This window comes from Limnoglobus roseus (assembly GCF_008254045.1).
In the GTDB taxonomy this organism is placed as follows: domain Bacteria; phylum Planctomycetota; class Planctomycetia; order Gemmatales; family Gemmataceae; genus Limnoglobus; species Limnoglobus roseus.
On the sequence record NZ_CP042425.1, the window covers coordinates 2678435 to 2700690 of the forward strand.

20 protein-coding genes are annotated in these 22256 nt (G+C 64.0%); 18 read left to right on the plus strand and 2 right to left on the minus strand.

Annotated elements, in window-relative coordinates:
* Positions 1-83: 83 nt before the first annotated feature.
* Positions 84-1205: a DUF1559 domain-containing protein gene (locus PX52LOC_RS11200; RefSeq protein ID WP_149110182.1), complete on the minus strand. Its 1122-nt coding sequence runs from the start codon at positions 1203-1205 to the stop codon at positions 84-86.
* Positions 1206-1600: 395 nt separating this feature from the next.
* Between PX52LOC_RS11200 and PX52LOC_RS11205 the strand changes: the two genes are divergently transcribed.
* The 17 genes from PX52LOC_RS11205 to phnX all read left to right on the plus strand — a co-directional run bounded on the left by PX52LOC_RS11205 (position 1601) and on the right by phnX (position 20643).
* Positions 1601-1939 carry a hypothetical protein gene (locus PX52LOC_RS11205; RefSeq protein WP_149110183.1) on the plus strand — a complete coding sequence of 113 codons (339 nt, stop codon included), beginning with the start codon at positions 1601-1603 and terminating at the stop codon, positions 1937-1939.
* A gap of 53 nt (positions 1940-1992) precedes the next feature.
* A complete protein-coding gene (locus tag PX52LOC_RS11210; protein WP_149110184.1) occupies positions 1993-2703 on the plus strand; it encodes a cytochrome c3 family protein in 711 nt (236 codons plus the stop codon).
* A gap of 94 nt (positions 2704-2797) precedes the next feature.
* The gene (locus PX52LOC_RS11215) at positions 2798-6367 is read left to right on the plus strand and encodes a TAT-variant-translocated molybdopterin oxidoreductase (protein WP_168218920.1); all 3570 of its coding nucleotides are present in this window, start codon (positions 2798-2800) and stop codon (positions 6365-6367) included.
* A complete protein-coding gene (gene nrfD, locus PX52LOC_RS11220) occupies positions 6367-7797 on the plus strand; it encodes an NrfD/PsrC family molybdoenzyme membrane anchor subunit (RefSeq protein ID WP_149110186.1) in 1431 nt (476 codons plus the stop codon). The genes PX52LOC_RS11215 and nrfD overlap by 1 nt, the downstream gene beginning before the upstream one ends.
* Positions 7794-8345 (plus strand): DUF3341 domain-containing protein, encoded by a 552-nt coding sequence (locus tag PX52LOC_RS11225; protein WP_218575331.1) that lies wholly within the window; start codon positions 7794-7796, stop codon positions 8343-8345. The genes nrfD and PX52LOC_RS11225 overlap by 4 nt, the downstream gene beginning before the upstream one ends.
* Entirely contained in the window at positions 8342-9157 is an 816-nt protein-coding gene (locus PX52LOC_RS11230; RefSeq protein WP_149110187.1) for a c-type cytochrome, read from the plus strand. The genes PX52LOC_RS11225 and PX52LOC_RS11230 overlap by 4 nt, the downstream gene beginning before the upstream one ends.
* A gap of 12 nt (positions 9158-9169) precedes the next feature.
* The gene (locus PX52LOC_RS11235) at positions 9170-10456 is read left to right on the plus strand and encodes a hypothetical protein (protein ID WP_149110188.1); all 1287 of its coding nucleotides are present in this window, start codon (positions 9170-9172) and stop codon (positions 10454-10456) included.
* Positions 10457-10518: 62 nt separating this feature from the next.
* Positions 10519-11274 (plus strand): hypothetical protein, encoded by a 756-nt coding sequence (locus PX52LOC_RS11240; RefSeq protein ID WP_149110189.1) that lies wholly within the window; start codon positions 10519-10521, stop codon positions 11272-11274.
* A complete protein-coding gene (locus PX52LOC_RS11245; protein ID WP_149110190.1) occupies positions 11274-12296 on the plus strand; it encodes an SCO family protein in 1023 nt (340 codons plus the stop codon). Before PX52LOC_RS11240 ends, PX52LOC_RS11245 begins: the two co-directional genes overlap by 1 nt.
* 22 nt (positions 12297-12318) lie before the next feature.
* The gene (gene coxB, locus PX52LOC_RS11250) at positions 12319-13482 is read left to right on the plus strand and encodes a cytochrome c oxidase subunit II (protein ID WP_149110191.1); all 1164 of its coding nucleotides are present in this window, start codon (positions 12319-12321) and stop codon (positions 13480-13482) included.
* Position 13483: 1 nt separating this feature from the next.
* Entirely contained in the window at positions 13484-15259 is a 1776-nt protein-coding gene (locus PX52LOC_RS11255) for a cytochrome c oxidase subunit I (protein WP_149110192.1), read from the plus strand.
* Entirely contained in the window at positions 15249-16055 is an 807-nt protein-coding gene (locus PX52LOC_RS11260) for a cytochrome c oxidase subunit 3 (RefSeq protein WP_149110193.1), read from the plus strand. Before PX52LOC_RS11255 ends, PX52LOC_RS11260 begins: the two co-directional genes overlap by 11 nt.
* A gap of 45 nt (positions 16056-16100) precedes the next feature.
* The gene (locus PX52LOC_RS11265; RefSeq protein ID WP_149110194.1) at positions 16101-16430 is read left to right on the plus strand and encodes a cytochrome C oxidase subunit IV family protein; all 330 of its coding nucleotides are present in this window, start codon (positions 16101-16103) and stop codon (positions 16428-16430) included.
* A gap of 24 nt (positions 16431-16454) precedes the next feature.
* Complete coding sequence (locus PX52LOC_RS11270; RefSeq protein ID WP_149110195.1) at positions 16455-17618, plus strand: c-type cytochrome; 1164 nt, start codon at positions 16455-16457, stop codon at positions 17616-17618.
* The gene (locus PX52LOC_RS11275) at positions 17615-18904 is read left to right on the plus strand and encodes a COX15/CtaA family protein (RefSeq protein ID WP_149110196.1); all 1290 of its coding nucleotides are present in this window, start codon (positions 17615-17617) and stop codon (positions 18902-18904) included. Before PX52LOC_RS11270 ends, PX52LOC_RS11275 begins: the two co-directional genes overlap by 4 nt.
* 47 nt (positions 18905-18951) lie before the next feature.
* The gene (cyoE, locus tag PX52LOC_RS11280; protein WP_149110197.1) at positions 18952-19887 is read left to right on the plus strand and encodes a heme o synthase; all 936 of its coding nucleotides are present in this window, start codon (positions 18952-18954) and stop codon (positions 19885-19887) included.
* A 3-nt stretch (positions 19888-19890) separates the two neighbouring features.
* Positions 19891-20643 carry a phosphonoacetaldehyde hydrolase gene (gene phnX, locus PX52LOC_RS11285; protein ID WP_149110198.1) on the plus strand — a complete coding sequence of 251 codons (753 nt, stop codon included), beginning with the start codon at positions 19891-19893 and terminating at the stop codon, positions 20641-20643.
* A gap of 90 nt (positions 20644-20733) precedes the next feature.
* Here the strand turns inward: phnX and PX52LOC_RS11290 are convergent, their stop codons facing one another.
* Positions 20734-21519 carry a group I truncated hemoglobin gene (locus tag PX52LOC_RS11290; protein WP_149110199.1) on the minus strand — a complete coding sequence of 262 codons (786 nt, stop codon included), beginning with the start codon at positions 21517-21519 and terminating at the stop codon, positions 20734-20736.
* Positions 21520-21714: 195 nt separating this feature from the next.
* On the opposite strand from PX52LOC_RS11290, the gene PX52LOC_RS11295 reads away from it, so the two are divergent.
* Positions 21715-22254: a sigma-70 family RNA polymerase sigma factor gene (locus PX52LOC_RS11295; RefSeq protein ID WP_149110200.1), complete on the plus strand. Its 540-nt coding sequence runs from the start codon at positions 21715-21717 to the stop codon at positions 22252-22254.
* Positions 22255-22256: the final 2 nt, after the last annotated feature.

Here is a 22256-nt window from a genome sequence, read left to right on the forward strand (position 1 = left end):
AAGTGGCGTTCGGCCAGCGACAAAAAAACATCCCGCGAGCGAACTCGCGGGATGTCGGAGGTTACTGCAAAATCGGTCCGAGATTAGTTATCGAGGCTGAGCGTTTCACCGCCGTTGCGGGAAGCCGCAGCGGCGTAGTTTGTGGCGGCGATTGTGTTGCGAACGAACCGCACCGAGCCGTCAGCCATGGCGAAGTTCGCGCCGCCGGTGTGCTGACTGCCGAACGCGGCATCGGGAGACGTTGAGGTGGCGTTACCAGCGAAGAGGGCGAACGGGGCTTGGTACGTGCCAGTCGTAGAGGGGAATGTTGCGTTGGGGTAGCTCACATTGTCCGCGACACGGAGGACGGCACCCACAGCGGTGGTCCCATTGCAGCCAGCGGCATTCGCACCAGCCCAGTATGGGAATTGACCCGTACCAATGTTGCTCGGGCTGACGTTCGTGCTGGAGGTTGCTTCACCCACCATGAACGTATTGCTGGTGCCGTCCGTGATGCCGGCGATGCCCGTCACGTAGGTATTGTTGTTGTCGTTAGCGTGCAGAAGAACGCCGTTCATGCGATTACCGGCGGTGCCGCCGCAACCGTAACTTGCAGCACCGGCGCCACCGTTCCAGTTGGCCGTGTTGCCAAGGTTGCCCACGTAATTCGTTTTGCCCCAGGTTCCGTTACGGTTTCCCTGAGTTGGCAGAATGTCACTTGGGCACTGGAAGGTTGGGATTACCGTGTAGACGCATGGCGTCCCCCCCGTAGCCGTGAGAATCGCGTTGTTCGCATCGCAGCGACCAATTACGCTCGCGGCGTGGATGTTGTCGATGTTCGGCGAGCCCGTGGGCGGGTTCTGTGACCAGGCGTTGCTACCGCCACCGCCGCCCGGCGGAACCCACATGCGATCGTTAAAAGCCGTGTTAGTAAGGGCGGCGTACAACGGGGCTTGCTCAACGTAAGGCAGAATCAGAGCCATCCAGCCCCACTGCCCGTTGTCGTCGTTCGATTGGCCGACTGGGAACTTGTTGGCCACGTCGTGATAGGCGTGCAGTCCGATCCCGAGCTGCTTGAGGTTGTTCGTGCACTTGGCCCGTGCTGCCGCTTCGCGGACTTTTTGCACGGCGGGTAACAGTAGGCCGATCAGAATCGCGATGATCGCGATCACGACCAGCAGTTCGATCAGCGTGAACGCCGATCGACGAGAGAGAGAGGACTTCATGGCCTGGGCTCCTGGAAAAGAAGAATGAGAAGAAAAAGGCAAACATGGATGGACGGGTTTATCTTACCTATTTCCGAGAAACACGGCAAGAAGATTTTGGCAGCTCTTCGATTTCCAATCGTTTCGAGCACTGCAGTTGATCTCGGAGCTTTGATTTCATTGCTCTCATCACTGTCTGCTCGCAATACCGGGCGCGAAAATGCCGGATATTAAGATGGCCCGCGAATTGTCGTCTCGATACTCTTGGTCCCAGACCTGAGACGGAAGGTGACCACTTGTCTCATTTCTGGGAAACCGAAATTCCTGGGAAACAGTTGGCTGACGCTTGTGGACGCGGTTCCTACATTGCGTCAGTACGAAAACGAACACCCCGTTTCCCGATAAGGATGTTCGGCATGACGAGCGATGTGCCCACACCGGCGACGATCGAACCCGTTGCCCACGGCGAAACCCCTCTGGCGTTCACGACCCGCCGCGGCCTCGCCACGGCTTCGTTCTCACTGGGGTTGTGGGGCTCGCTGACGTTCTGGTGGTTCCCCTTCGGAATGTGGGTGGGGCTGATCGCTCTCGGCATCGGGACCGTCGCACAGCTCATGGGCTGGCGGGCCAACAGCAACCGGGACAGTCTCGCGACGGTGGGGCAGGTGCTGGGTGCGATGGCGGCGACGACGGCCTACACTTGTTGCCGTGTGATGCAGTACTTCTTCGAGAACTATACGCCGACGTGGCCGTAAACTCGCGCGGCCCGGCGTCATTTGTCTGAGCGTTCATCATCCGGAGGCAGTCGATGCCCCAGGTCTTCCCGAAGCGTATGAATCCGATCTCTCGGATCATGCTGCTGTCCATTCCGCTGATCGCGTCCACCACGGGCGTGGCCCTAGCGGCGTTCTTCCGCTCGGACTACACCACGGGTCGCAACGAGATCGTGGACCAGCCGATTCCGTTCAGCCACCTGCACCACGTCAGCGAGCTCGGGATCGACTGCCGATACTGCCACACGTCGGTCGAGAGTTCCGCCTACGCCGGCGTGCCGCCGACCAAGACGTGCATGAACTGCCACCAGCAGGTGTGGAACGGGGCGGACATCCTTGAGCCGCTGCGAAAGAGCTATCAGACCGAAACGCCGATCGCCTGGACGAAGGTTCACAACACTCCGAACTACACCTACTTCAACCACAGCATCCACGTCGGCAAGGGCGTCGGGTGCGTCTCCTGCCACGAGCGGATTGACCAGATGCCGCTCGTTCGGCAGTCGAAGACGCTGCTCATGGAGTGGTGCCTCGACTGTCACCGTCACCCCGAAAAGAACCTGCGGCCGAAGTCGGAGGTGTTCAACCTCGCGTGGAGGCCGGATGATGGCACGGTGGACGTCGACGGCCGGGCTTACGGCCCGACCCACGGCACCGGCACCCAGAGTGAACTGGGCCGCGAGTTGAAAGAGAAGTACTTGGTGCGGGACGAGAAGACGCTGACGAATTGCAGCATCTGCCACCGCTAGTTGAGAAATGCGGAACGGGGAATTCGGAACGCGGAATTCAATACCCGTTTTCATTCCGAACTCCGCATTCCGAACTCCGCATTGGAGAGGGAAGATGGCTCTCGACTTCGACACGAACGCCGAACCGACCGGGGCCGGTGCACAGTCGCCGGAACAGTTCCATTCGATGGAACAGATGTTCGGCTCGCCGGCCTTCGAGCGGATGATGAAGGACGAGTTTCCGGAAGACGCCGCGGAGTGGCTCGACCCCGTCACCCGTCGCCGGTTCCTCGCCCTGTCGGGTGCTTCGGTGGCGTTGGCCGCCGCGGTTGGGTGTAACCCGTCGCTGAAACCGGCCTCCCAGAAGAAAATCGTTCCCTACGTCAAGAAGCCTGAGAACGTCACCCTCGGTGTGCCGCTGTTCTTCCCGACGGCCGTCTCGCTCAACGGCGTCGCCGTCGGCGTCCTGGTGAAGTGCCATGAAGGCCGCCCGATCAAGGTCGAGGGCAACCCCTCGCACCCCGGCAGTCTCGGCGCGACGGACGTGTTCGCGCAAGCCGCCATCCTGGGCGTCTACGATCCGGACCGCTCGAAGGTGGTGACGGAAAAGGGGATCCCCACGACCTGGGAGAAGGCTCGCAACGCCCTGGCCAGTATTGCCGCGGCTCAAGTCGCGAAGCAGGGGGCCGGTCTTCGTGTTTTGACGGACACTGTCGCGGCCGGCTCGACCTACGCGAACATGCTGGCCGAGTTGAAGGCGAAGTTGCCGCAGATGAAGTGGGTGCAGTACGAGGCCAGCAGCAGGGAGAATGCCGTCAAGGGCGTTCACGCGACCTACGGCAAGTACCTCACGCCGATCTACGCCTTCGAGAAAGCCGACACGCTCGTCTGTATCGACGGCGACTTCGAATCGAACGGCCTGGCCGGCGTGCGGTACACCCGCGACGCGATGAGCCGCCGGAAGGTCCGCGTTCACGCCGACAAGAAGGCCGGTGACGGCGTCACGCTCGACAAGCTCAGCCGCATCTACGCTATCGAGTCGTCGGTCAGCGGCGTCGGCGGCGTGGCCGATCACCGCCTGCCGCTGAAGCCGAGCGAGATCGAATCGTTCGTCCGTGCTCTGGCGAAGGAACTCGGTGTCGCCGGGGCTCCCGCCGCCGGGGCGCTGCCGGAACGGGCGAAACAGTGGGTGAAGGCGATCGCCGAAGACTTGAAGGACACGAAGAAGGCCGGCGTCCTCGTCGTCGGCGACACGCTCTCGGTCGCGGCCCAGAACCTGGCGCACGCCATCAACGACAAGATCGGGGCGGTCAAGAGTGGCGTCGTGCGGTTTGTCGAGCCGGTGCAAGCTGGCCTCGCCGGGCCGGACGCAGACGCGACGGCCGATAGCACGGGCTCGTTGAAGGCGCTGGTCGCCGACATGAACGCGGGCAAGGTCGATGCCCTGCTGATCCTCGGCGGCAACCCGGCCTTCACCGCCCCGGCCGACCTGAACTTTGCCGCGGCACTTCAGAAGGTCACGACCAGCCTGCACCTCGGGCTGTATCAGGACGAAACCGCCACGCAGACGACCTGGCACGTCAACGCCGCTCACGAACTCGAAGTCTGGGGCGACGCCCGGGCCTACGACGGTACCGCGACGATCCAGCAGCCGCTCTTTACCATCAGCAACGGCAAGTCGCCGCTGGAGCTCCTCGGGGCGATGCTCGACAAGCCGAGTGCCGCGGAGGGACTGATCCGCGACGCCTGGCAGAAGTTCTTCACCGAGAAGAAGGTGGCCGGCGAGTTCGGCAACTTCTGGCACACCAGCCTCGAACGCGGCGTGGTCGAGGGCACCGCGGCGACGGCCGTGGCCGCCCCGGGCGAAGCGAAGTTGGCCGACGCGACGCAGAAGTCGCCTGCCCCGGCGTCGAAGGATGGCGAGATCGAACTGACGTTCCGCCCCGACCCGACGATCTACGACGGCCGTTTTGCCAACAACGGCTGGCTGCAAGAACTGCCGAAGCCGGTCACGCTCATCTGCTGGGACAACGCCGCCCTCGTCAGCCCGGCGACGGCCGAGCGGCTGAAGTGCGAAGTCAGCTACCGCTGGACGGCCGGCGAGCACGGCAACAGCGAAGTGGATAAGATCGAGATCACCGTCGGCGAACGCAAGATTCGCGTGCCGGTGTGGGTCCAACCGGGGCAGGCCGACGACACTATCGCCCTGTTCTTCGGCTACGGCCGCGAGAAGGTCGGCGAGGTCGGCAAGGGAGCGGGCTTCAACGTCTACCCGATTCGTACGACGGCTAACCTCTGGAGCCTCGGCGGCATTAGCCCGCAGCCCGGTTCGGCCGAGCGGACGCATGAGAAGTACACCATCGCGTGTACGCAAGGGCAGCACGCGATGGAAGGCCGTCGCCCCGCCCGCCACGGCACGGTCCAGCAGGCTCGTGACGAGCGAAAGCCGGTCAAGCACGGCGACCACACGCACAACGAGTTCCCGACCGCGTTCAGCTTCGCCGACAATCCGCCGGCGTCTGCGGCCGAAAAGGGCTTGATGCGGAAGCTCCTGCCCGGTTCGGTGGAAGAACGCGAGTGGCTGGCCAGCAAGGAAGACCCGGAAAAGGGGATTGTGGGCCACCCGCAAGAGTTTTACAAGAAGGGCTTCGTCAACAACGTCCACAAGCACGAGGACGAGGGCGGCGACGGCTCACATCATGACGGCGAGCACATCCACGACAAGCGGTTGCTGCCGTTGACTCTGATCCGCGACCACCAAGACAACAAGCTCTATCGTCGCTGGGCGATGGCGCTCGACCTCGGGGCGTGTACCGGCTGTTCCGCGTGCGTGGTGGCGTGCACGGCCGAGAACAACATCCCGGTCATCGGCAAGAAGGAAGTGACCCGCGGACGGATCATGCACTGGATTCGCATCGACCGCTACTTCAGCGTGCCCGAAGAAAAGGGCGGCACCGAACGGGTGGACGCGAAGGAACGGGCCGAGCACCTGCGGAAGTCGAACGCCGACGTGACGACGCACTTCCAGCCGGTGAACTGCCAGCAGTGCGAGAAGGCCCCGTGCGAGTTGGTCTGTCCGGTGGCCGCGACCTCGCACAGTGCGGACGGCCTCAACGACATGACCTACAACCGCTGCGTCGGCACGCGGTACTGTGCGAACAACTGCCCGTACAAGGTGCGGCGGTTTAACTTCCTCCAGTTCGCCAACTACGACCAGTCGAACACCCTGCAACTGGTGAACAACCCCGAAGTGACGATGCGGACTCGCGGCGTCATGGAGAAGTGCACCTACTGCGTGCAGCGCATCCGCAACGCCGAGATCGAGGCGGAACGCGAGCACGACAACCCGAGCCGTCAGAAGGTCAAGACGCCGACGGGCATCCGGCCACTGATCGCGGAAGGCGAAATCAAGACCGCGTGCCAGGCGGCCTGCCCGTCGCAGGCGATCAGCTTCGGCGACCTGAACTACGATCAGTACATTCCGGTGAAGAAGACGGCCGACGGGAAGTGGGAAGAGACCGGCAAACACCTGCCGTTCAGTGAAGTGTCCCGCTGGAAATTGGAGCCGTCGCACTACGGCTTGCTTGCCGAATTGAACACGATGCCGCGGACGAGTTATCTGGCGGCGATCAAGAACCCGAATCCGAAGCTGGCCGGCGAAGCCAGCAAGGGAGGGCACGCTTAATGGCAACGGTTTCCGCACCGTCCACCGTCGGCGAGCAAGCCGAGCCGGAGTTCTTCACCGACGATGAACACCTCATCGGCGGGAAGCAGAACCTCGTCACCATCGGCGAGAAGATCGGCAACGTCTGCCTGGGAGAAGTCCCCATCCCCAAGGGGTGGTGGATCATGTTCCTGAGCGGCTTCACACTCCTGCAAGCCCTTGTGCTCGGCCTCGCGTGGCTGTTCTACATGGGCGTGGGCGTGTGGGGCATTAACTCCCCGGTTTTCTGGGGCGTGGCCATCGTCAACTTCGTGTGGTGGATCGGCATCGGCCACGCCGGGACGCTGATCTCGGCCATTCTGTTGCTCATGCACCAGAAGTGGCGGACCTCGCTCAACCGCTTCGCGGAGTCGATGACGCTGTTCGCCGTCATGTGCGCCGGCATCTTCCCACTCATTCACATGGGCCGGCCGTGGCTGGCTTACTGGCTGTTCCCGTTCCCGAACAACATGGCCGTGTGGCCGCAGTTCCGCAGCCCACTGTGCTGGGACGCCTTCGCGGTGAGCACGTACTTCAGCGTGTCGTTGTTGTTCTGGTACATCGGCCTCATCCCCGACTTCGCCTACCTCCGCGACCACGCCAAGAACAAGATCCAGCAGATGGTCTACGGGATGCTGGCGATGGGCTGGCGGGGTAGCGCGATCCACTGGCGGCGGTACGAAAAGCTGTACCTGATCCTCGCCGGGATCGGCACGCCGCTGGTCTTCAGCGTGCACACGATCGTGTCGTTCGACTTCGCTGTTTCCATTGTGCCCCTGTGGCACGCGACGATCTTCCCGCCGTTCTTCGTGGCCGGGGCGATCTTCGCTGGGTTCGCCATGGTCATCTGGCTGGCGGTTCCGATCCGCCACTGGTACGGCATGAAGGATCTGATCACGACGACGCACCTCGACGTGTGCGCGAAGATCATGCTCGGCACCGGGTTGATCGTCAGCTACGGCTACTTCAGCGAAGTCTGGATGGCCTTCTACGGCCAGAGCGTTTACGAGTGGGACACGACCCTGCAACGGATGTTCGGCCCCTACGGCTGGTCGTACTGGTTGCTGATCCTCACGAACACGATCATCCCGCAACTGTGCTGGATGAAGAAGTTCCGCACGAACGAACTTTTGCTCTGTCTCGTGGCCGGGTCGGTTCACATCGGGATGTGGTTCGAGCGGTACGTCATCATCGTGACGCTGACGCGGGACCACCTGCCGAGCAGCTGGGGCCGGTACGCCCCGACGCTCTGGGACTACGCCGCGATGTTCGGGTCGCTCGGCTTGTTCCTGACGCTGTTCGCCCTGTTCATGCGGTTCCTGCCGATGCTGTCGATCACGGAAATGCGCGAACTGTTGCCGCGGAGCGCGGGCGGTCGCGACGGTCACGCCGTCATGGAGAACGCCAAGTGAGCGCACCCACGCACACGCCCGAAACCTGGGGCCTGTTGGCCGAGTTCGACACGGCGGACGCGCTCATCGCGGCAACCCGCCGCGCGCGAGAGGCCGGCTACACCAAGATGGACGGCTACAGCCCGTACCCGATCGGCGAAGTCGCCGACGAACTCGGGTTCCCGCGGTCGGAAATCGGGGCGATCATGTTCACCGGCGGCCTCGTCGGAGCCACGATGGGCTTCCTGATGCTGACGTGGGTGAGCTGGGTTGAGTACCCGCTCAACATCGCCGGCAAGCCGTACTTCTCTTGGTCGATGTTCATCCCGATCACGTGGGAACTGCTCGTGCTGACGGCCTCCGTCAGTGGCGTGGTCGGCTTGCTCGCCCTGTGCGGCCTGCCGATGCCGTACCACCCGCTGTTCAACGTGCCCGGCTTCGCCCGCGCCACGAAGGATGGCTTCTTCCTGGCCATCGAGGCGGAAGACCCGCGGTTCAGCCCTACGACGACGAAAGACTTCCTGAGCGGCCTGGCCGACGTGAAAAGTGTTGAGGAGGTGCCGGCGTGACGACGCACCGACGATTCCTGGCTCTCGCCGCCCTGGCGACCGGCCTGACCGGCTGCCAACAGAAAATGGCCGAGCAACCGGCCCCGCGGCCGTACGACGTGGCCTCGCAGGGCGTGTTCGCCTTCGATCAGTCGGCCCGGCCGTTGCAGCCCGGCACGGTTTTCCGTGGCCAACGCTCGGCAGACGACCCGATGTTGGCGTGGTTAACGCCGCAAGGGAAGGCTCCGAAGGTCAACCCAGACTGGAAGAAGGCTGTCGACCCGAACGGCGAAGTGGTGCCGACGGCCGGCACGCCGACCGACGTGGGGAACTTCGTCAACGAGTTCCCGTTCGAGATGACGGAAACCGAACTGAAGCGCGGCCAACAGCGGTTCAACGTCTTCTGTGCCGAGTGCCACGGGGCGGCCGGCAACGGGTGGGGTAAGATCGTCGAACGCGGCTTCCTTCGCCCGCCGAGCTACCACCAAGACCCGCAAGACAAGGCGTTCGACTGGTCCACGACCGGTCAACCGTCCACAGAACTCAAGCAGGGCTTTTCTCGCGGCTTCTTCCGCTACGGCGTGAAGGTACCGCTGGATCAGGTTCCGGTGGGCTACATCTATCAGGTCATCACCTGGGGCTTCGGCGGGATGCCGGAGCACGCCTCTCAGATTCCGCCGGAAGACCGTTGGCGGATCACGGCGTACATCCGGGCGCTGCAACTGAGCCAGGGCGCGGACGTGACCACCCTGCCGGTGGACGCGAAGAAACTGTTGGAATCGGGCGGCAAGTCGAAGGCGGAAACGAAGAAGGACGACAAAGGTCATCATTAATCGAGGCGACCCGTGACCGAGCACCACCACGACGATTCCCACTACGTCGCCCCGACGATCGAGGCGAACTACGCCCCCCTGCGGCGCGTGGCCTTGCTGTCCGCCGTTGTGGGCACGGTCGCGTTCCTGGCGCTGGGCATTGCGAACGCCTCAATGAACGCGGCCCACGGCGGCGTGAGGGACCTGTTCCTCACGTACCAGTCGGGCTTCGTGTTCTGGTCGCTCGTGCCGATCGGTGCGATGACGCTCATGCTCATCGGCTACCTTTGTAGCACGAGCTGGGCGCTCGTCTTCCGCCGCGTGTTCCAGGCCGCGATGCGGACGTGGCCGTTGATGTTCGTGCTGTTCCTGCCGGTCGCGGCCAGTGCCTTGTTCATGGGGCACGATTCGTCGTTCTGGTGGGCGGTGCCTGCGGGTGAGTTCGCCCGGGACCACGCCAACGGCGACCCCGTCGTGACGCACGAAGTCGCCCACCGTCAGGGCTTGTACCTCAACGGGCTATTCTTCCTGCTGCGGGCGGTCATCATCTTCGGCGTGTTCGGCTTGCTCATGCGGGCGATGCTCAAGTGGGCCCCGGCGGCCGAAGACGAGGGCAACGCGGCGAACAAGAGCAAGCTCAAGGGCCTCGGCGGTCCGGGCGTTCTCGTGTGGGCCTTGCTGTTCACCGTGGCCATGACCGACTGGGTCATGTCGGTCGAGCCGGCGTGGTCGTCGAGCATGTTCCCGGTCGTCGCGGCGATGGACTGCTTCCTCGTGACGATGGCGTTCTCGGCCCTGGTCTTTTACAGCCTCGTCGGCGAGAACCAGACGGCGCTCACCATCGTGAAGGACAAGTTCCGGATCGACATCGGCAGCCTCATGTACGCCTTCACGATGATCTGGGCGTACGCCTCGTTCGGCCAGTACATGCTGATCTGGGCTGGGAACATCCCGGAAGAAATCGGCTACTACCGCAAGCGGCTCAACGGCGGCTGGGAGTTCGTCGCCTACGCCCTGATGGCGATCCACTGGCTGTTGCCGTTCGTGATCTTCCTGTTCCGCGAAGTGAAGACGAACCCGAAGTCGATGAAGGCGATGTCCATCATGTTGCTGGCGATTTGTGCCACGGACGTGATCTGGTGGATCGTGCCGTGCGTCCCGCACGCTGAAGACACGCAGTTCTTCCACCTGCTGATGGCGATTGCCGCAATCGCGATGGTCGGCGGCATCTGGGGCCTGGCGTTCCTGGGCCAACTCCGCAAGGCGAACCTGCTGCCGAAGAAGGACACGGCCTTCCTCGCGAACTGGGGACACCACTAAGAAGTGCGGCGTGCGGAACGGCGGAGTAAAAGACAAGACGCGGCGGAGCGCGGGAGGGTGTGATGAGCGATCAACCGACGAGCGGGGGCCGGTGGGCCCGGATTTACGAAGCGATGACCGGCGCGTCCGCACCGCCGAGTTCCCACGACCATGACGTTGACACGCCCGGCGCGAAGCCGGAGAGCGTGACGGCTGGCCACGAACCGGATCGCTTCGACGCGAAGGGCATCATCTTCGTGCCGATTCTGGTCATCATCACGGCGGGCATTGCCTACGTCATCGTGACGACGCTGTTCAGCCAGTTCGAGTTCGGCAAACTCGACACGAGCAAGGGCGTGGTTCAGAACCAACAGGCCGCGGACGAGGCGGCGAAGTTCTACAACGACCGCATCGCGACGATTAGTTCGACCAACCCGGGGGCCGAGTTCAAGGAACCCCGCCTGGAGTGGCTGCGAAACATCGACGCCTCGCGGAACGGCAAGACCCCGGACCCGGCCTACGTGCGGTCGTTCCAGCCCGGCGACAAGGACCGCACGCCGATCATGTCGCCGCAAGACCTGCACCCGGACCGCTACACCGACCCGCTCAGCGGGAAGAAGCTGTTAGCCGACTACGAGTACGTCAACGACAAGAAGAGCGTGGCCCGCATTCCGATTGCTGACGCGATGAAGATGGTCCACCTGGCGTCGAAGAAGGTGACACCGAACACCAGCTACGGCACCGCCCCGAAGATGTCCAACGGCGGTCAGGCCGTCGACGCCGCGGCGAAAGAACCGGCCCCGAAGCCGGCCGAGAAGAAGGAAGAAGGCAAGCACTAATGCGGTTCGCGCTGCTACTCCTGTTCGGATTCGCGAGTGCCGCCCTCGTGGCGGCGCCGGCGAACGCGCAGATGAGTTACGGCAAGGCCCCGATGGTCATTCGCGACCCGGAGTTGCCGGGGCAAGCGAAGATCGAGCCGAAACTCGGGGCACACCTGCCGCTCGACGAGATATTCTACGACCACGACGGAAAGGCGATCACGCTGAAGGATGCGATGGGCGGTAAGCCCACGCTCTTGATCCTGGCCTACTCGTCCTGCCCGAAGTTGTGCAACGAACTGCTGAACGACACGGTGTCCGCCCTCCGGTCCCTCGCCCGCCTCGGGTTGGTCGCCGGCAAAGACTATCAGGTGGTGCGAGTTAGCATCGACCCGAAGGAAGCTCCGACGTTCTCTCGGAAGATGCGGGAGTCGTACTTGGGCGAACTCGACAAGCGGTCGCCGGACGAACCGGGCTTCTGGTTCCTGACGGCGAATCACGGGCAGGGCACGGACGTGATCGAAGCCCGCGAGAAGATTCAACGTGTCGCTGACGCCGTCGGCTTCCGCTACGCGGCGGACAATCAGGCGGCCCTCGACGAAGCGGCCGCGGACCGGATGCGGCTCGAAAAGGTCGTGCGGAAGACGCGAGAGTTCGTCCACGCGAGTGCGCTGTTCATCGTCTCGCCGGACGGCACGCTCAGCACCGTGCTGCAAGGGCTGAAGCGTTCGCCAGAACTGCCGGCCGAGAACGGTTGGACGGCGGAAGACATCCGCCAAGCACTGTTGACGGCGGCCGACGGTAAACTCGGCACCGCCGTGCAACGACTGGCGATGCTCTGCTTCGCCTACGACAGCACGAGTGGCCACTACCGGCCGACGATGCGGGCGATGGGTTTATTCGCCCTGCCGTTCCCGTTCATCATCGGCCTGATCGCCTACAGTGCGTGGCGGCGGTCGCGGACGGAAAAGAAACTCACCCCGGCGGACGTGGTCCCGAAACCGGGCGAACCCGGCGTGTACCCGGCGCCGAGCCTGAACTGATTCACCGACGAGGACTTTCCCGATGCTTCTGGCAGAAGGACTCGGACTACCGCTGTGGCCCGAACGCGGAACCCAGTTCGCCATCGATTACGACTGGCTGTTTATCTACATCCTCGTCGTCACCACGGCGGCCGGGTTGTTGGTCTACGCCGGCCTCACGTTCTTGTGCTTCAAGTACGCCAAGAAGCCCGGTGGCAAGTCGGCCCGCATCCTCGGGTCGCACAAACTCGAACTGCTCTGGACGATCATCCCGACGGCGTTCTTCCTGTCGTTCTTCGTCTTCGGTCTGCCGATTTTCGACGCCGCCACACACCCGCCGGCCGATGCTCCGGAAATCTTCGTCGTCGGCAAGCAGTGGATGTGGAAGATCCAGCACCCGAACGGCGTCCGCGAGATCAACGAGTTGCACCTGCAACAAGATGTGGCCGTGAAGGTGACGGGCACCAGCGAAGACGTGATCCACGACTTCGGCATCCCGGCCTTCCGCAACAAGATCGACGTGGTGCCGGGCCGCTACGTGACGACGTGGTACAAGCCGACCAAGGTGACGAAGGCCGGCGAACCGTACCACATTTTCTGCGACCAGTACTGCGGCCAGGGCCACTCGCAGATGGTCGGCAAGGTTCACGTCCTGTCCCGCGAGGACTATCAAGACTGGCTCGCGGGTCACAAGACCGACAACGCCGGGGCACCGGGCGACCGCCCGACCGACGGCACCGCGGCCTGGCACGGGCAGCAGTTGTTCTTCAAGATGCAGTGCATCAATTGCCATAACAACGTCTACGACGCCGACAGCGTGAACTCGTCGAACCGTGCCCCGAACCTCGAAGGGCTGTTCGGCTCGCAGGTGCCGGTCGAAGGGGGCAAGACGGTCCCCGCCGACGGCTCGTACATCCGCGAGTCGATCCGCAACCCGATGGCGAAGGTCCACGTCGGCTGGAAACCGATCATGCCGGCCTTCCCGCGGGCGCAGTTGAGCGAGGAAGAACTCGGCCAACTGGTCGCGTACATCCAGTACCTGAAGAAGGGCAAACTGCCGAAGCGAACGTCGCAAGACGCCGCCCCGGTCGGCGCGCCGACACAAGGGCCGTCGCTGGGCGAAGGCAGCCCGGCCGTGCCACCGCCGCCCGCCCCGAAGAACCCGAACCCGCCCGCCCCCGCCCCGACACCGAAGGGAGCGAACTAATATGACACCCGCCACGCACGCACCGGCGATTACGCCATCGACCCAGGTTCTGGAACTCGACTACACGCCGCAGACGGCCCCGCCGGTCACGGACCTCGACGGCCCGCCAGCGGTGAACTACCTCAATCACGCCCACGGCTGGCTGTCGTGGCTGTTGACGGTCGACCACAAGCGGATCGGCATTCTGTACCTGATCCCGCTGACGGTGTTCTTCCTCTGCGGCGGCATCGCGGCCGGCCTCGTGCGGCTGAACCTGCTGACCCCAACCGGGGCGATCCTCGAACTCGACCAGTACAACAAGGCGTTCACCGCCCACGGCACGATCATGCTGTTCCTGTTCCTCATCCCGGTGATCCCGGGCATCCTGGGGAACTTCTTCGTGCCGATCATGGTCGGTGCGAAGGACATGGCCTTCCCGAAACTGAACCTCCTGTCTTGGTACGTCTGGTTCGGCGGGGCGATGTTCTTCATCGCGGCCCTTCTCATCGGCGGCCTCGACACGGGGTGGACGTTCTACCCGCCGTACAGCAGCAAGTATTCGCACACCAACGTGCTGTTCGCCGGGCTGGGCGTGTTCATCACCGGGTTCTCGTCGATCCTGACCGGGTTGAACATCATCGCCACCGTCCACAAGATGCGGGCGCCGGGCATGACGTGGGGACGCCTGCCGCTGTTCGTGTGGGCCATGTACGCCACGAGCGTCATCCAGATTCTCGCCACGCCGGTCCTCGCGATGGCCGTGAGTCTGCTCGCCACCGAGCGCATCTTCGGCATCGGTATCTTCGACCCGACGATCGGCGGCGACCCACTGTTGTTCCAGCACTTGTTCTGGTACTACAGCCACCCGGCTGTGTACATCATGATCCTGCCCGGGATGGGTGTGATCAACGAAGTCATCACCTGCTTCAGCCGTAAGAACATTTTCGGCTACAAGGCCGTCGCCTGGAGTAGCGTGGGCATTGCGGTGGTCGGCTTCCTGGTGTGGGGCCACCACATGTTCCTCTCCGGCCAAGGCATCTACCTCGGCATGGTCTTCTCCGTGCTGACGATGCTCGTGGCCGTGCCGAGCGCCGTGAAGGTGTTCAACTGGGTGGCGACGCTCTACAAGGGGCAGATCACCTACGAAGCCCCGATGCTGTTCGTGATCGGCTTCATCGTGCTGTTCACCATCGGCGGGCTGACCGGGCTGTTCCTCGGGATTCTCGGCAGCGACATCCACCTGCACGACACGTACTTCGTCATCGCCCACTTCCACTTCACGATGGTCGGCGGGATGATGTTCGCGTGGCAGGCGGGGCTGCACTTCTACTGGCCGAAGATGACCGGCAAGATGTACTCCGACTTCTGGAGCCGCCTCGCCGCCGTCGTGATGCTGGTCGGGTTCAGCCTAACGTTCCTGCCGCAGTTCGTGTCCGGCTACCACGGGTTGCCGCGGCGGTACCCGTACTACCCGGCCGAATTCCAACTGTGGCAGATCCTCAGCACGGCTGGAGCGACGATCCAGGGCATCGGGTACGTGATGCCGGTCTTCTACCTGACGGCCTCGCTGTTCTTCGGCCGCGACGCCGGGGCGAACCCGTGGCGGGCGACCGGCCTCGAATGGCAGATCGGCAGCCCGCCGACGCCGCACAACTTCGACGAACTGCCGATCGTCACGCACGGCCCATACGAATACGCGCTGCCGAGCCGGTACGCACTGGAAACCGAGCCGCACCACACGACGAACGGGACGAACGGCCACGCGGTGGCTGGAAATGGGGTGACGAGTGGCCACTGATCTTGCGAGTCCGGGGCGGCAGCCGATTGTCGCCCACCACTTCAACAACATCCGCCAGCAACACGCCTCCGTCCGGTTCGGGATGTGGCTGTTCCTGGTGACGGAAGTGTTGTTCTTCGGCGGCGTGTTGTGCGCTTACACCGCGTACCGCATCTGGTACCCGAAGGAGTTCGAGGCCGGTAGCACGGCGCTCAACCCGTTGATCGCCACGATCAACACGTTTCTACTGCTGAGCAGCAGCTTCACGATCACGCTCGCCATCCGCTCCGCCTACAAGGGTGAGCATGCGGGCCTGAGACTGTGGTTGGTCGCGACGATCGTCTTGGGCACGGTGTTTCTCTGCTTCAAGGCCCGCGAGTACTACGGCGACTACGAGGAAGGCCTCGTGCCGAGCCAGCAAAAGACGCTGGTGGACACGGTGGACGAGTCGGGCAAGCCCATCCTGAAGGAAGTCAGCGTCTTCGCCGTGAACCTGAAGCACGTCCTCGAAGAGAAAGAGGGCAAGGCGAAGGCGATCAGCGACAAGATGACCTGGAACGAACGGGAGCGGGTGCAGATCTTCTTCATGTTCTACTACAGCATGACCGGCCTGCACGTCCTCCACATGATCGTCGGCCTGGGCCTGTTGGTGTGGCAGTTGATCCTCGCTCAAATGGGGTTCTTCCGGCCGACGGAACGGTACATCTACATCGAGGTCATGAGCCTGTACTGGCACTTCGTGGACCTCGTGTGGATCTTCCTGTTCCCACTGCTGTACATGGCGGGCATTCACTCGGTGGAGCACCTGCACTTTTAAGGCACTCACCCGCCGGTCCGCCGGCGGCATAACGGGATACCTGCGATGTCCGACCACGTTCAAAAGCCGATTATTTTCGAGGAAGATCACCTGCCGCCCGCCACCATTGGCGGGAGCACGCTGACCTTCCTCATCCTCGCCGGCCTGGCGTGCATGGCGACGCTCATCGGCTTCACCGACCTCGGCCCGGCGAAGGTCTGGGTCAGCCTCGCGGTCGCCTGCGTTCAGGGCATCGTGCTAACGGTGTTCTTCATGGACCTCCGCCACGGCGACAAGCTGACGTGGCTGACGGCCGTCGCGGCGTTGTTCTGGACGTTCTTGCTGTTCCTGTTCACGATCACCGACTACCTGACCCGCCAGTTTTTCGCGTTCTAACGCCGAGGCGGTCGGACCCCGGCCATGCGACGACGAAACTTCATCCTGCTGGGCGGGGGCCTCGCCATCTTGATTGGCGTCGTCCTCGCCCTTGTCGTTGCGGGTTGGCCGTCGACCGACTCGGTCGGCTACGACCCGAACCTGCGGTTCCTCCTCCGCAGCGACCCGATCATCGCCAAGCTACCGCCGACCCCGCCGAACGACCTGCACGGCAGCGGCAAACTCGACGAGTCCATTGCCGACCTGCCGAACACGGGCGGCAAACTCCTCGAACCGGCGAAGTTGCCGAAGGCCGATCGCGACAAACTCGCGGCCGTGCTCGACGACCTGTTCGGCACGCCGGCCGCCCCGAAATTGTCGGGCGACCCCCTTGGGCTGACGCCAGCCAAACTCGCCGTCGGCAGCCGGGTGTACAAGGAGAAGTGTGCCCAGTGCCACGGCAGCACCGGCGACGGCCGCGGCCCGACCGGGCTGTACGTCTACCCCCACCCGCGGGACTTCCGGCTGGCGAAGTTCAAGTACATCTCCAGCACCGTCGGCCTCACGACGCGGGACGACGTGGTGGCGATGGTCAAGGTGGGCATCGCCGGGAACTCGATGCCGAGTTTCGCCCTGCTGCCGCCGGACCAACTCGACGCGGTCGTGGACTACACGCTCTTCCTGGCCCTGCGGGGAAAAGTTGAGAGCGACCTCCTTTCTGCGGTTCTGGGGGAAGACGGCCTGACGGGGCCGCCGGAACTGTTCGCCGAGTTGTCGCTCACCCACTGGGCGAAGCGGTTCGCGGACGCCGAGGCGAAGGTGGTTCGCCCGCCAGTGCCGCCGCTGGACGTCAAAGACGGCGGGACGGACGCGGCTTACGACGGGCAGGTACGCCGCGGGTTCGCGGCTTTCCAGACGGCCGGCTGTGCGAGTTGCCACCGCGACTACGGCCGCGAGACGCACTACCTCTACGACGACTGGGGCGTCGCCGTGCGGCCCGCGAACCTGAGCGCCGGAACCTACCGGGCCGGTGGCGATCCGCTCGACCTGTTCCGCCGCATCCGCTGCGGCATCCCGCCGTCCGGCATGCCGGGCGTGGGCGAGGGGACGCTGAGCGACGCCCAGGTTTGGGACTTGGTGCTGTTTCTAAAAGCGTTGCCCGTGCCGCGGCACCTCCCCGACGACGTGCGGGCGAAGATCTACAAATGACCGACCGCATGAACACACTCCGACCGACACCCCGCTGGGTCCGCATCGCCGCGGTGCTGACCGTCGTGCTGACCGTCGTGCTGCTCACCCTCGGCGGCTTCGTGACGACGTTCCGCGTCGGCATGGCCGACCCGGTCTGGCCGACCGAACCGCTGTTCTTGCTCGGGCAAGACTGGCAGCAACTCGAATTCGGCTTCCTCATCGAACACTCGCACCGCCTCCTCGGGTTCATGACCGGGGCGGCCGCCATCGTCTTCGCGCTGGGTGCTTGGCTCGGCGAACCCGACCGGAAGTTGCGGCTCGTCGGGCTGGTTACGATCGTCGGCCTGGTCGGCGGGTATAACGAGTTCTACAAGGGGATGAAGCACGTCTGGACGGAAGTTCAAGAAAAAGCCCGGGAACAACAGCACCTCGATCCGAAACAACCGGACTACGAACAGCGGGTGAATCAGTCGGAGTCGCTGAAACAAATCACGAAGTGGCCGGTGGCGCAGGGGGCCGGCACAGCGGCGTTCGCTTTCGCAGTGCTGCTGTTCGGAGCGGCCGCCGCGGCGAAGCGGACGCCGGGCGGGGCCGTGCGGCTGATGGCGAGCGTGAGCCTCGTCTTCGTCATGGTGCAGGGGCTACTCGGCGGCTTCCGCGTGTTCCTGAACGCGCTGGCGGGCACGAACCTCGCCGCCATCCACGGCGTCTTCGGGCAGGTCACGTTTGCCGTTCTCGTGGCCACGATGGTGCTGTGTACGCCGCGGCGGGAAGGGGACGCACTTCCGTCCGACGACCGCGAGCCACTCGCACGGCTGGCCTGGATCACCGTCGGCGTGCTGCTGTTGCAACTGGTGTGGGCCGTGTGGGTCCGTCACTACGGCTCGTCCGTTGCCCAACGACTGCACATCCTCACCGCGTTCGTGGCGACTGGCTTCCTCGTTTGGCTGGCCGCGAAGGTCTTGCTGAACCCCGTGGCGAAGCCGCTGTTCCGCGGGGCGGCAATCCACCTGCTCTTTATCGTCGGCATCCAGGTGTCGCTCGGCGTCGAGTCGTACATCGGCAAGTTCGTCGCGGCCGGGCCGCAAGCCCAGAAACTGCCGGAAGAGCGGACCGTCACGAAGCCGCAGGCGATCATGCGGACGGCCCACCAACTGATCGGCGCGGCCCTCCTCGCCTCGACGGTGGCGTTCGCCGTGCGACTCGGCCGGCGTCCCATTGGGGTCGGCGGTGAGGCCCCGGCCGTGCGAGAATTGCCCGAAGTTCGCGACCGGCCGGCTACCGTTCCGGCCCAGGTTTCCTAGAACAATCGTCACACCAACGCGAACCCGTCTGCCGACGGGATACCATCATGCCAGCGACCGCAACCTTGCCGCGAACCCTGACCGCACCGGCCATGAGCGAGGTCCGCACGCGGTTCGCCGACTACCTCGAACTGACGAAGCCGAAGATCGCGATGATGGCCCTCGTCACCGTGGCCGTCGGGTACTTTCTCGGGGCCGCCCCGTCGGCGAACATTGCCGTCCTGCTGCACACGCTCATCGGGGCGGGCCTCGTCGCGGCCGGCGGCAGCGCCCTGAACCACTGGCTCGAACGCCGGGCTGATTCGCAGATGCACCGCACACTGAACCGCCCGCTGCCCGGCGGGCGGATGCGACCGGCGGAAGTCTTCTCGTTCGGCGTCACCCTCGCAATCGTCGGCGTGGTGTACCTGTTGGTGGCCGTGCCGCACTCGTCCGCCGCCATTGCCGCCGCCGCCACCGGCTTCCTGTACGTCGCGGTTTACACGCCGCTGAAGCGTGTCACCGCCTGGAACACCGTCGTCGGCGCGATCCCCGGCGCTCTGCCGCCGGTCATCGGCTGGTGTGCCGCCCGCGGCACGATCTCGGCCGACGCGGTCTGCCTGTTCGCCATCCTCTTCGTGTGGCAACTGCCGCACTTCTACAGCATTGCCTTCCTGCACCGGACCGACTACGCCCGCGGCGGCATGAAGATGCTCCCGTGCGTCGAGCGGCCGGACGGCTTCTGGACCGGCGTCGCGTCGGTCGCTACCGCCGCCCTGCTGCTGGCCGTCGGCCTCACGCCGTTCTTCTTCGGCTCCGCCCGCTGGCTGTTCCTCGTCGGCTCGGCTCTCCTCGGGGTGTGGTTCCTCGCCCGCACCGTCCGTTTCGCGAAACTCCGCAACGACCGCACCGCCCGCTCGGTGCTGCGGGGGTCGCTCGTCTACCTCGCCGGGGTGATGGCCCTCCTCGTCATCGACTGGATGCTGCCTCGCTACCTGGGCTAATTCATGCCGATTCAACTCGTCGTCTTCGACTGGGCGGGGACCATCATCGACTTTGGTTCGTGCGCGCCGGTGCACGCCTTCCATAAGGCGTTCGCCACGAAGGGCATCGCGGTCACGATGGCCGAAACCCGGCGGCCGATGGGGTTGCACAAGAAGGACCACATCCGCGAAATGCTGAAGGCGATGGGCCGACCGTGGACGGAAGCCGAAGTTGAGGAACTCTACCAAATCGTCACGCCGATGCAGTTGGCTGGGGCACGCGAGTGTGCCAGACTCATCCCCGGCGTCCCTGAGACGGCCCGCCTCCTCCGCGAGCGTGGACTCAAGATCGGCACGACGACCGGCTACTTCCACGCGGCCCTCGCCGTCTGCCTGTCGGCCGCGAAGGAGCAAGGGTTCGAGCCGGACGCGGCCGTCTGTGCCGACGATGTGCCGCAGGGCCGGCCTGCCCCGTGGATGATGTTCCGCGTCATGGAGAAGCTCAACGTCTACCCGCCAAAGGCCGTGGTGAAGGTCGGCGACACGCCGATCGACATGGCCGAGGCCCGCAGCGCCGGGACGTGGGCGCTCGGCGTGGTGGACAGCAGCAACGAAATGGGGCTGACCGAAGGCGAGTTCGCGGCCCTCGCGCCGGCGGAACGTGAACGGCGGCGCGCGGCCGTGCGCGACGTGTTGCTCGACGCCGGGGCGGATGGGACGATCGACACGCTGGCGGAACTGCCGGAAGCGATCGAGGCGTTTGAAGCGATGAGCTGAAGAGGTGAGCGGGGGCGTCAGCCCCCTGATTCTGCGATTGGCGAGAATCAGGGGGGGCTGACGCCCCCGCTCGCCGAAAATCCCGATGGGTTACTTCACTTCGACGATGTCGCCCTTCGTGCTGGCGACGATCCCGACGAGTTCGTCCATCTCGGCTTGGGGCACGTTGTACTTCTTCAACGTCGCGACCAGGTGGCCCGCCAGGGCATTGAACTCCTCTTCGGTGATCTTCATCCCCTTGTGCGTGTCCTTCATGTTGCGGCCGTTGTACTTCAGCGGGCCGCCGGTGGCCGACGAGATCATCTCGACGAGCATCGTTTCGAGCTTCTTCACGCCGGCGTCGTCGAGCTTGTACTTGCCGTCGCGGAAGAAGTTCACCTTCGGATCTGGGGCGGCGGCGATCACGAAGTCGTGGACGACGGCCGCGACCGCTTTTTCCCCGCCGAGGCGGTCCCACAGCGGCTTCGCGTCGGCGGCCTTGGCCATCGCCTTCGCGGTGAGATCGGCCTGCGCACCGTCGAGGGCCTTCCGCAGGGTGAACGAGGCGTCGGAGGTTTTCTGCGTCTTGGCCGCCGCGAGCGCGTCCTTGATGGCCTTCGCCGTGGTCGGCCGGTAGTCGAGCACGCCCTGGAGGGTCATGAGCGACCCCTGATAGAGCCGCAGACAGCCTTCCTGGTTGCCGCCGTTGTAGAGTTCTACGCCCTCCTTGACCGTCTCGTAAATCAGCGAGGCGATCTTCTTGTCCTGGTCCATTGTCATTTTGTCGGCGGCCATCTTGTCCGCCATCATCTTGTCGGACAGGGCCTTATCTTGCCCGAACGCGGGGGCGGCCAGGACGAGCAGCACGCCGATCCAACCCGTTGGAATTCGTCGCATGATTATTTTCCCTCGTGAAAAAAGTGGGCGCGATTCAAATTCGCCGGCGGATCTTCGAGGATACGAGCCATTCGGATCGCCGGATTCGTCGCTTGTACAATAGATGGATGAACTTGTACACGAGATTATTGTCCCGTGCTCGTTGTTTTACATAAAATCGCTCCGTGGCCACTTCTCCTCACGGGTGGGCTTGTCATGGTCATCTCCGATTGCGAAATCCTGCACCGTGTGGCCGATCGCGATCGTCCGGCCTTTGCCGATTTTTACGATCGGTATGCGTCGCGGGTTTTTGGCCTTTTATTACACCTTCTGCGAAACCGCACGGACGCCGAGGACGTATTGCAAGAAGCGTTCTGGCAGGTGTGGCGGCAGGCCGACCGTTTTGACTCGCGACGCGCGTCGGCCGAATCATGGGTGCTGATGATTGCCCGGTCCCGGGCGGTCGATCGGCTCCGCAAGCGCCGAGAGACCGTGACGGACACGGTCCCGGAAGTGCCCAGTGACAGTAAGCCGGACATCAACCTTTCGCGGCAAGATGATGCCGCGCAGGTGATTTCGGCATTGGGCGTGCTTCCCCCGGATCAGCAAGAGCCAATCCGGCTGGCGTTCTTCGACGGCCTGACCCACGAACAGATCGCCCGGCACCTGAACATTCCGTTAGGGACCGTGAAGACCCGCATCCGTTTGGGATTCCTCCGCCTGAAGGAACGCCTGACAACGGGGATTAGTAAATAACC

Bases quoted from the DNA above. Each gene is read 5' to 3' on its own strand.
- PX52LOC_RS11200 (WP_149110182.1), bottom strand. From the start codon at position 1,205: ATGAAGTCCTCTCTCTCTCGTCGATCGGCGTTCACGCTGATCGAACTG.
- phnX (WP_149110198.1), top strand. From the start codon at position 19,891: ATGCCGATTCAACTCGTCGTCTTCGACTGGGCGGGGACCATCATCGAC.
- PX52LOC_RS11210 (WP_149110184.1), top strand. From the start codon at position 1,993: ATGCCCCAGGTCTTCCCGAAGCGTATGAATCCGATCTCTCGGATCATG.
- PX52LOC_RS11295 (WP_149110200.1), top strand. From the start codon at position 21,715: ATGGTCATCTCCGATTGCGAAATCCTGCACCGTGTGGCCGATCGCGAT.
- PX52LOC_RS11275 (WP_149110196.1), top strand. From the start codon at position 17,615: ATGACCGACCGCATGAACACACTCCGACCGACACCCCGCTGGGTCCGC.
- PX52LOC_RS11240 (WP_149110189.1), top strand. From the start codon at position 10,519: ATGAGCGATCAACCGACGAGCGGGGGCCGGTGGGCCCGGATTTACGAA.
- PX52LOC_RS11245 (WP_149110190.1), top strand. From the start codon at position 11,274: ATGCGGTTCGCGCTGCTACTCCTGTTCGGATTCGCGAGTGCCGCCCTC.
- PX52LOC_RS11205 (WP_149110183.1), top strand. From the start codon at position 1,601: ATGACGAGCGATGTGCCCACACCGGCGACGATCGAACCCGTTGCCCAC.
- PX52LOC_RS11270 (WP_149110195.1), top strand. From the start codon at position 16,455: ATGCGACGACGAAACTTCATCCTGCTGGGCGGGGGCCTCGCCATCTTG.
- PX52LOC_RS11265 (WP_149110194.1), top strand. From the start codon at position 16,101: ATGTCCGACCACGTTCAAAAGCCGATTATTTTCGAGGAAGATCACCTG.
- cyoE (WP_149110197.1), top strand. From the start codon at position 18,952: ATGCCAGCGACCGCAACCTTGCCGCGAACCCTGACCGCACCGGCCATG.
- PX52LOC_RS11290 (WP_149110199.1), bottom strand. From the start codon at position 21,519: ATGCGACGAATTCCAACGGGTTGGATCGGCGTGCTGCTCGTCCTGGCC.
- nrfD (WP_149110186.1), top strand. From the start codon at position 6,367: ATGGCAACGGTTTCCGCACCGTCCACCGTCGGCGAGCAAGCCGAGCCG.
- coxB (WP_149110191.1), top strand. From the start codon at position 12,319: ATGCTTCTGGCAGAAGGACTCGGACTACCGCTGTGGCCCGAACGCGGA.
- PX52LOC_RS11215 (WP_168218920.1), top strand. From the start codon at position 2,798: ATGGCTCTCGACTTCGACACGAACGCCGAACCGACCGGGGCCGGTGCA.
- PX52LOC_RS11255 (WP_149110192.1), top strand. From the start codon at position 13,484: ATGACACCCGCCACGCACGCACCGGCGATTACGCCATCGACCCAGGTT.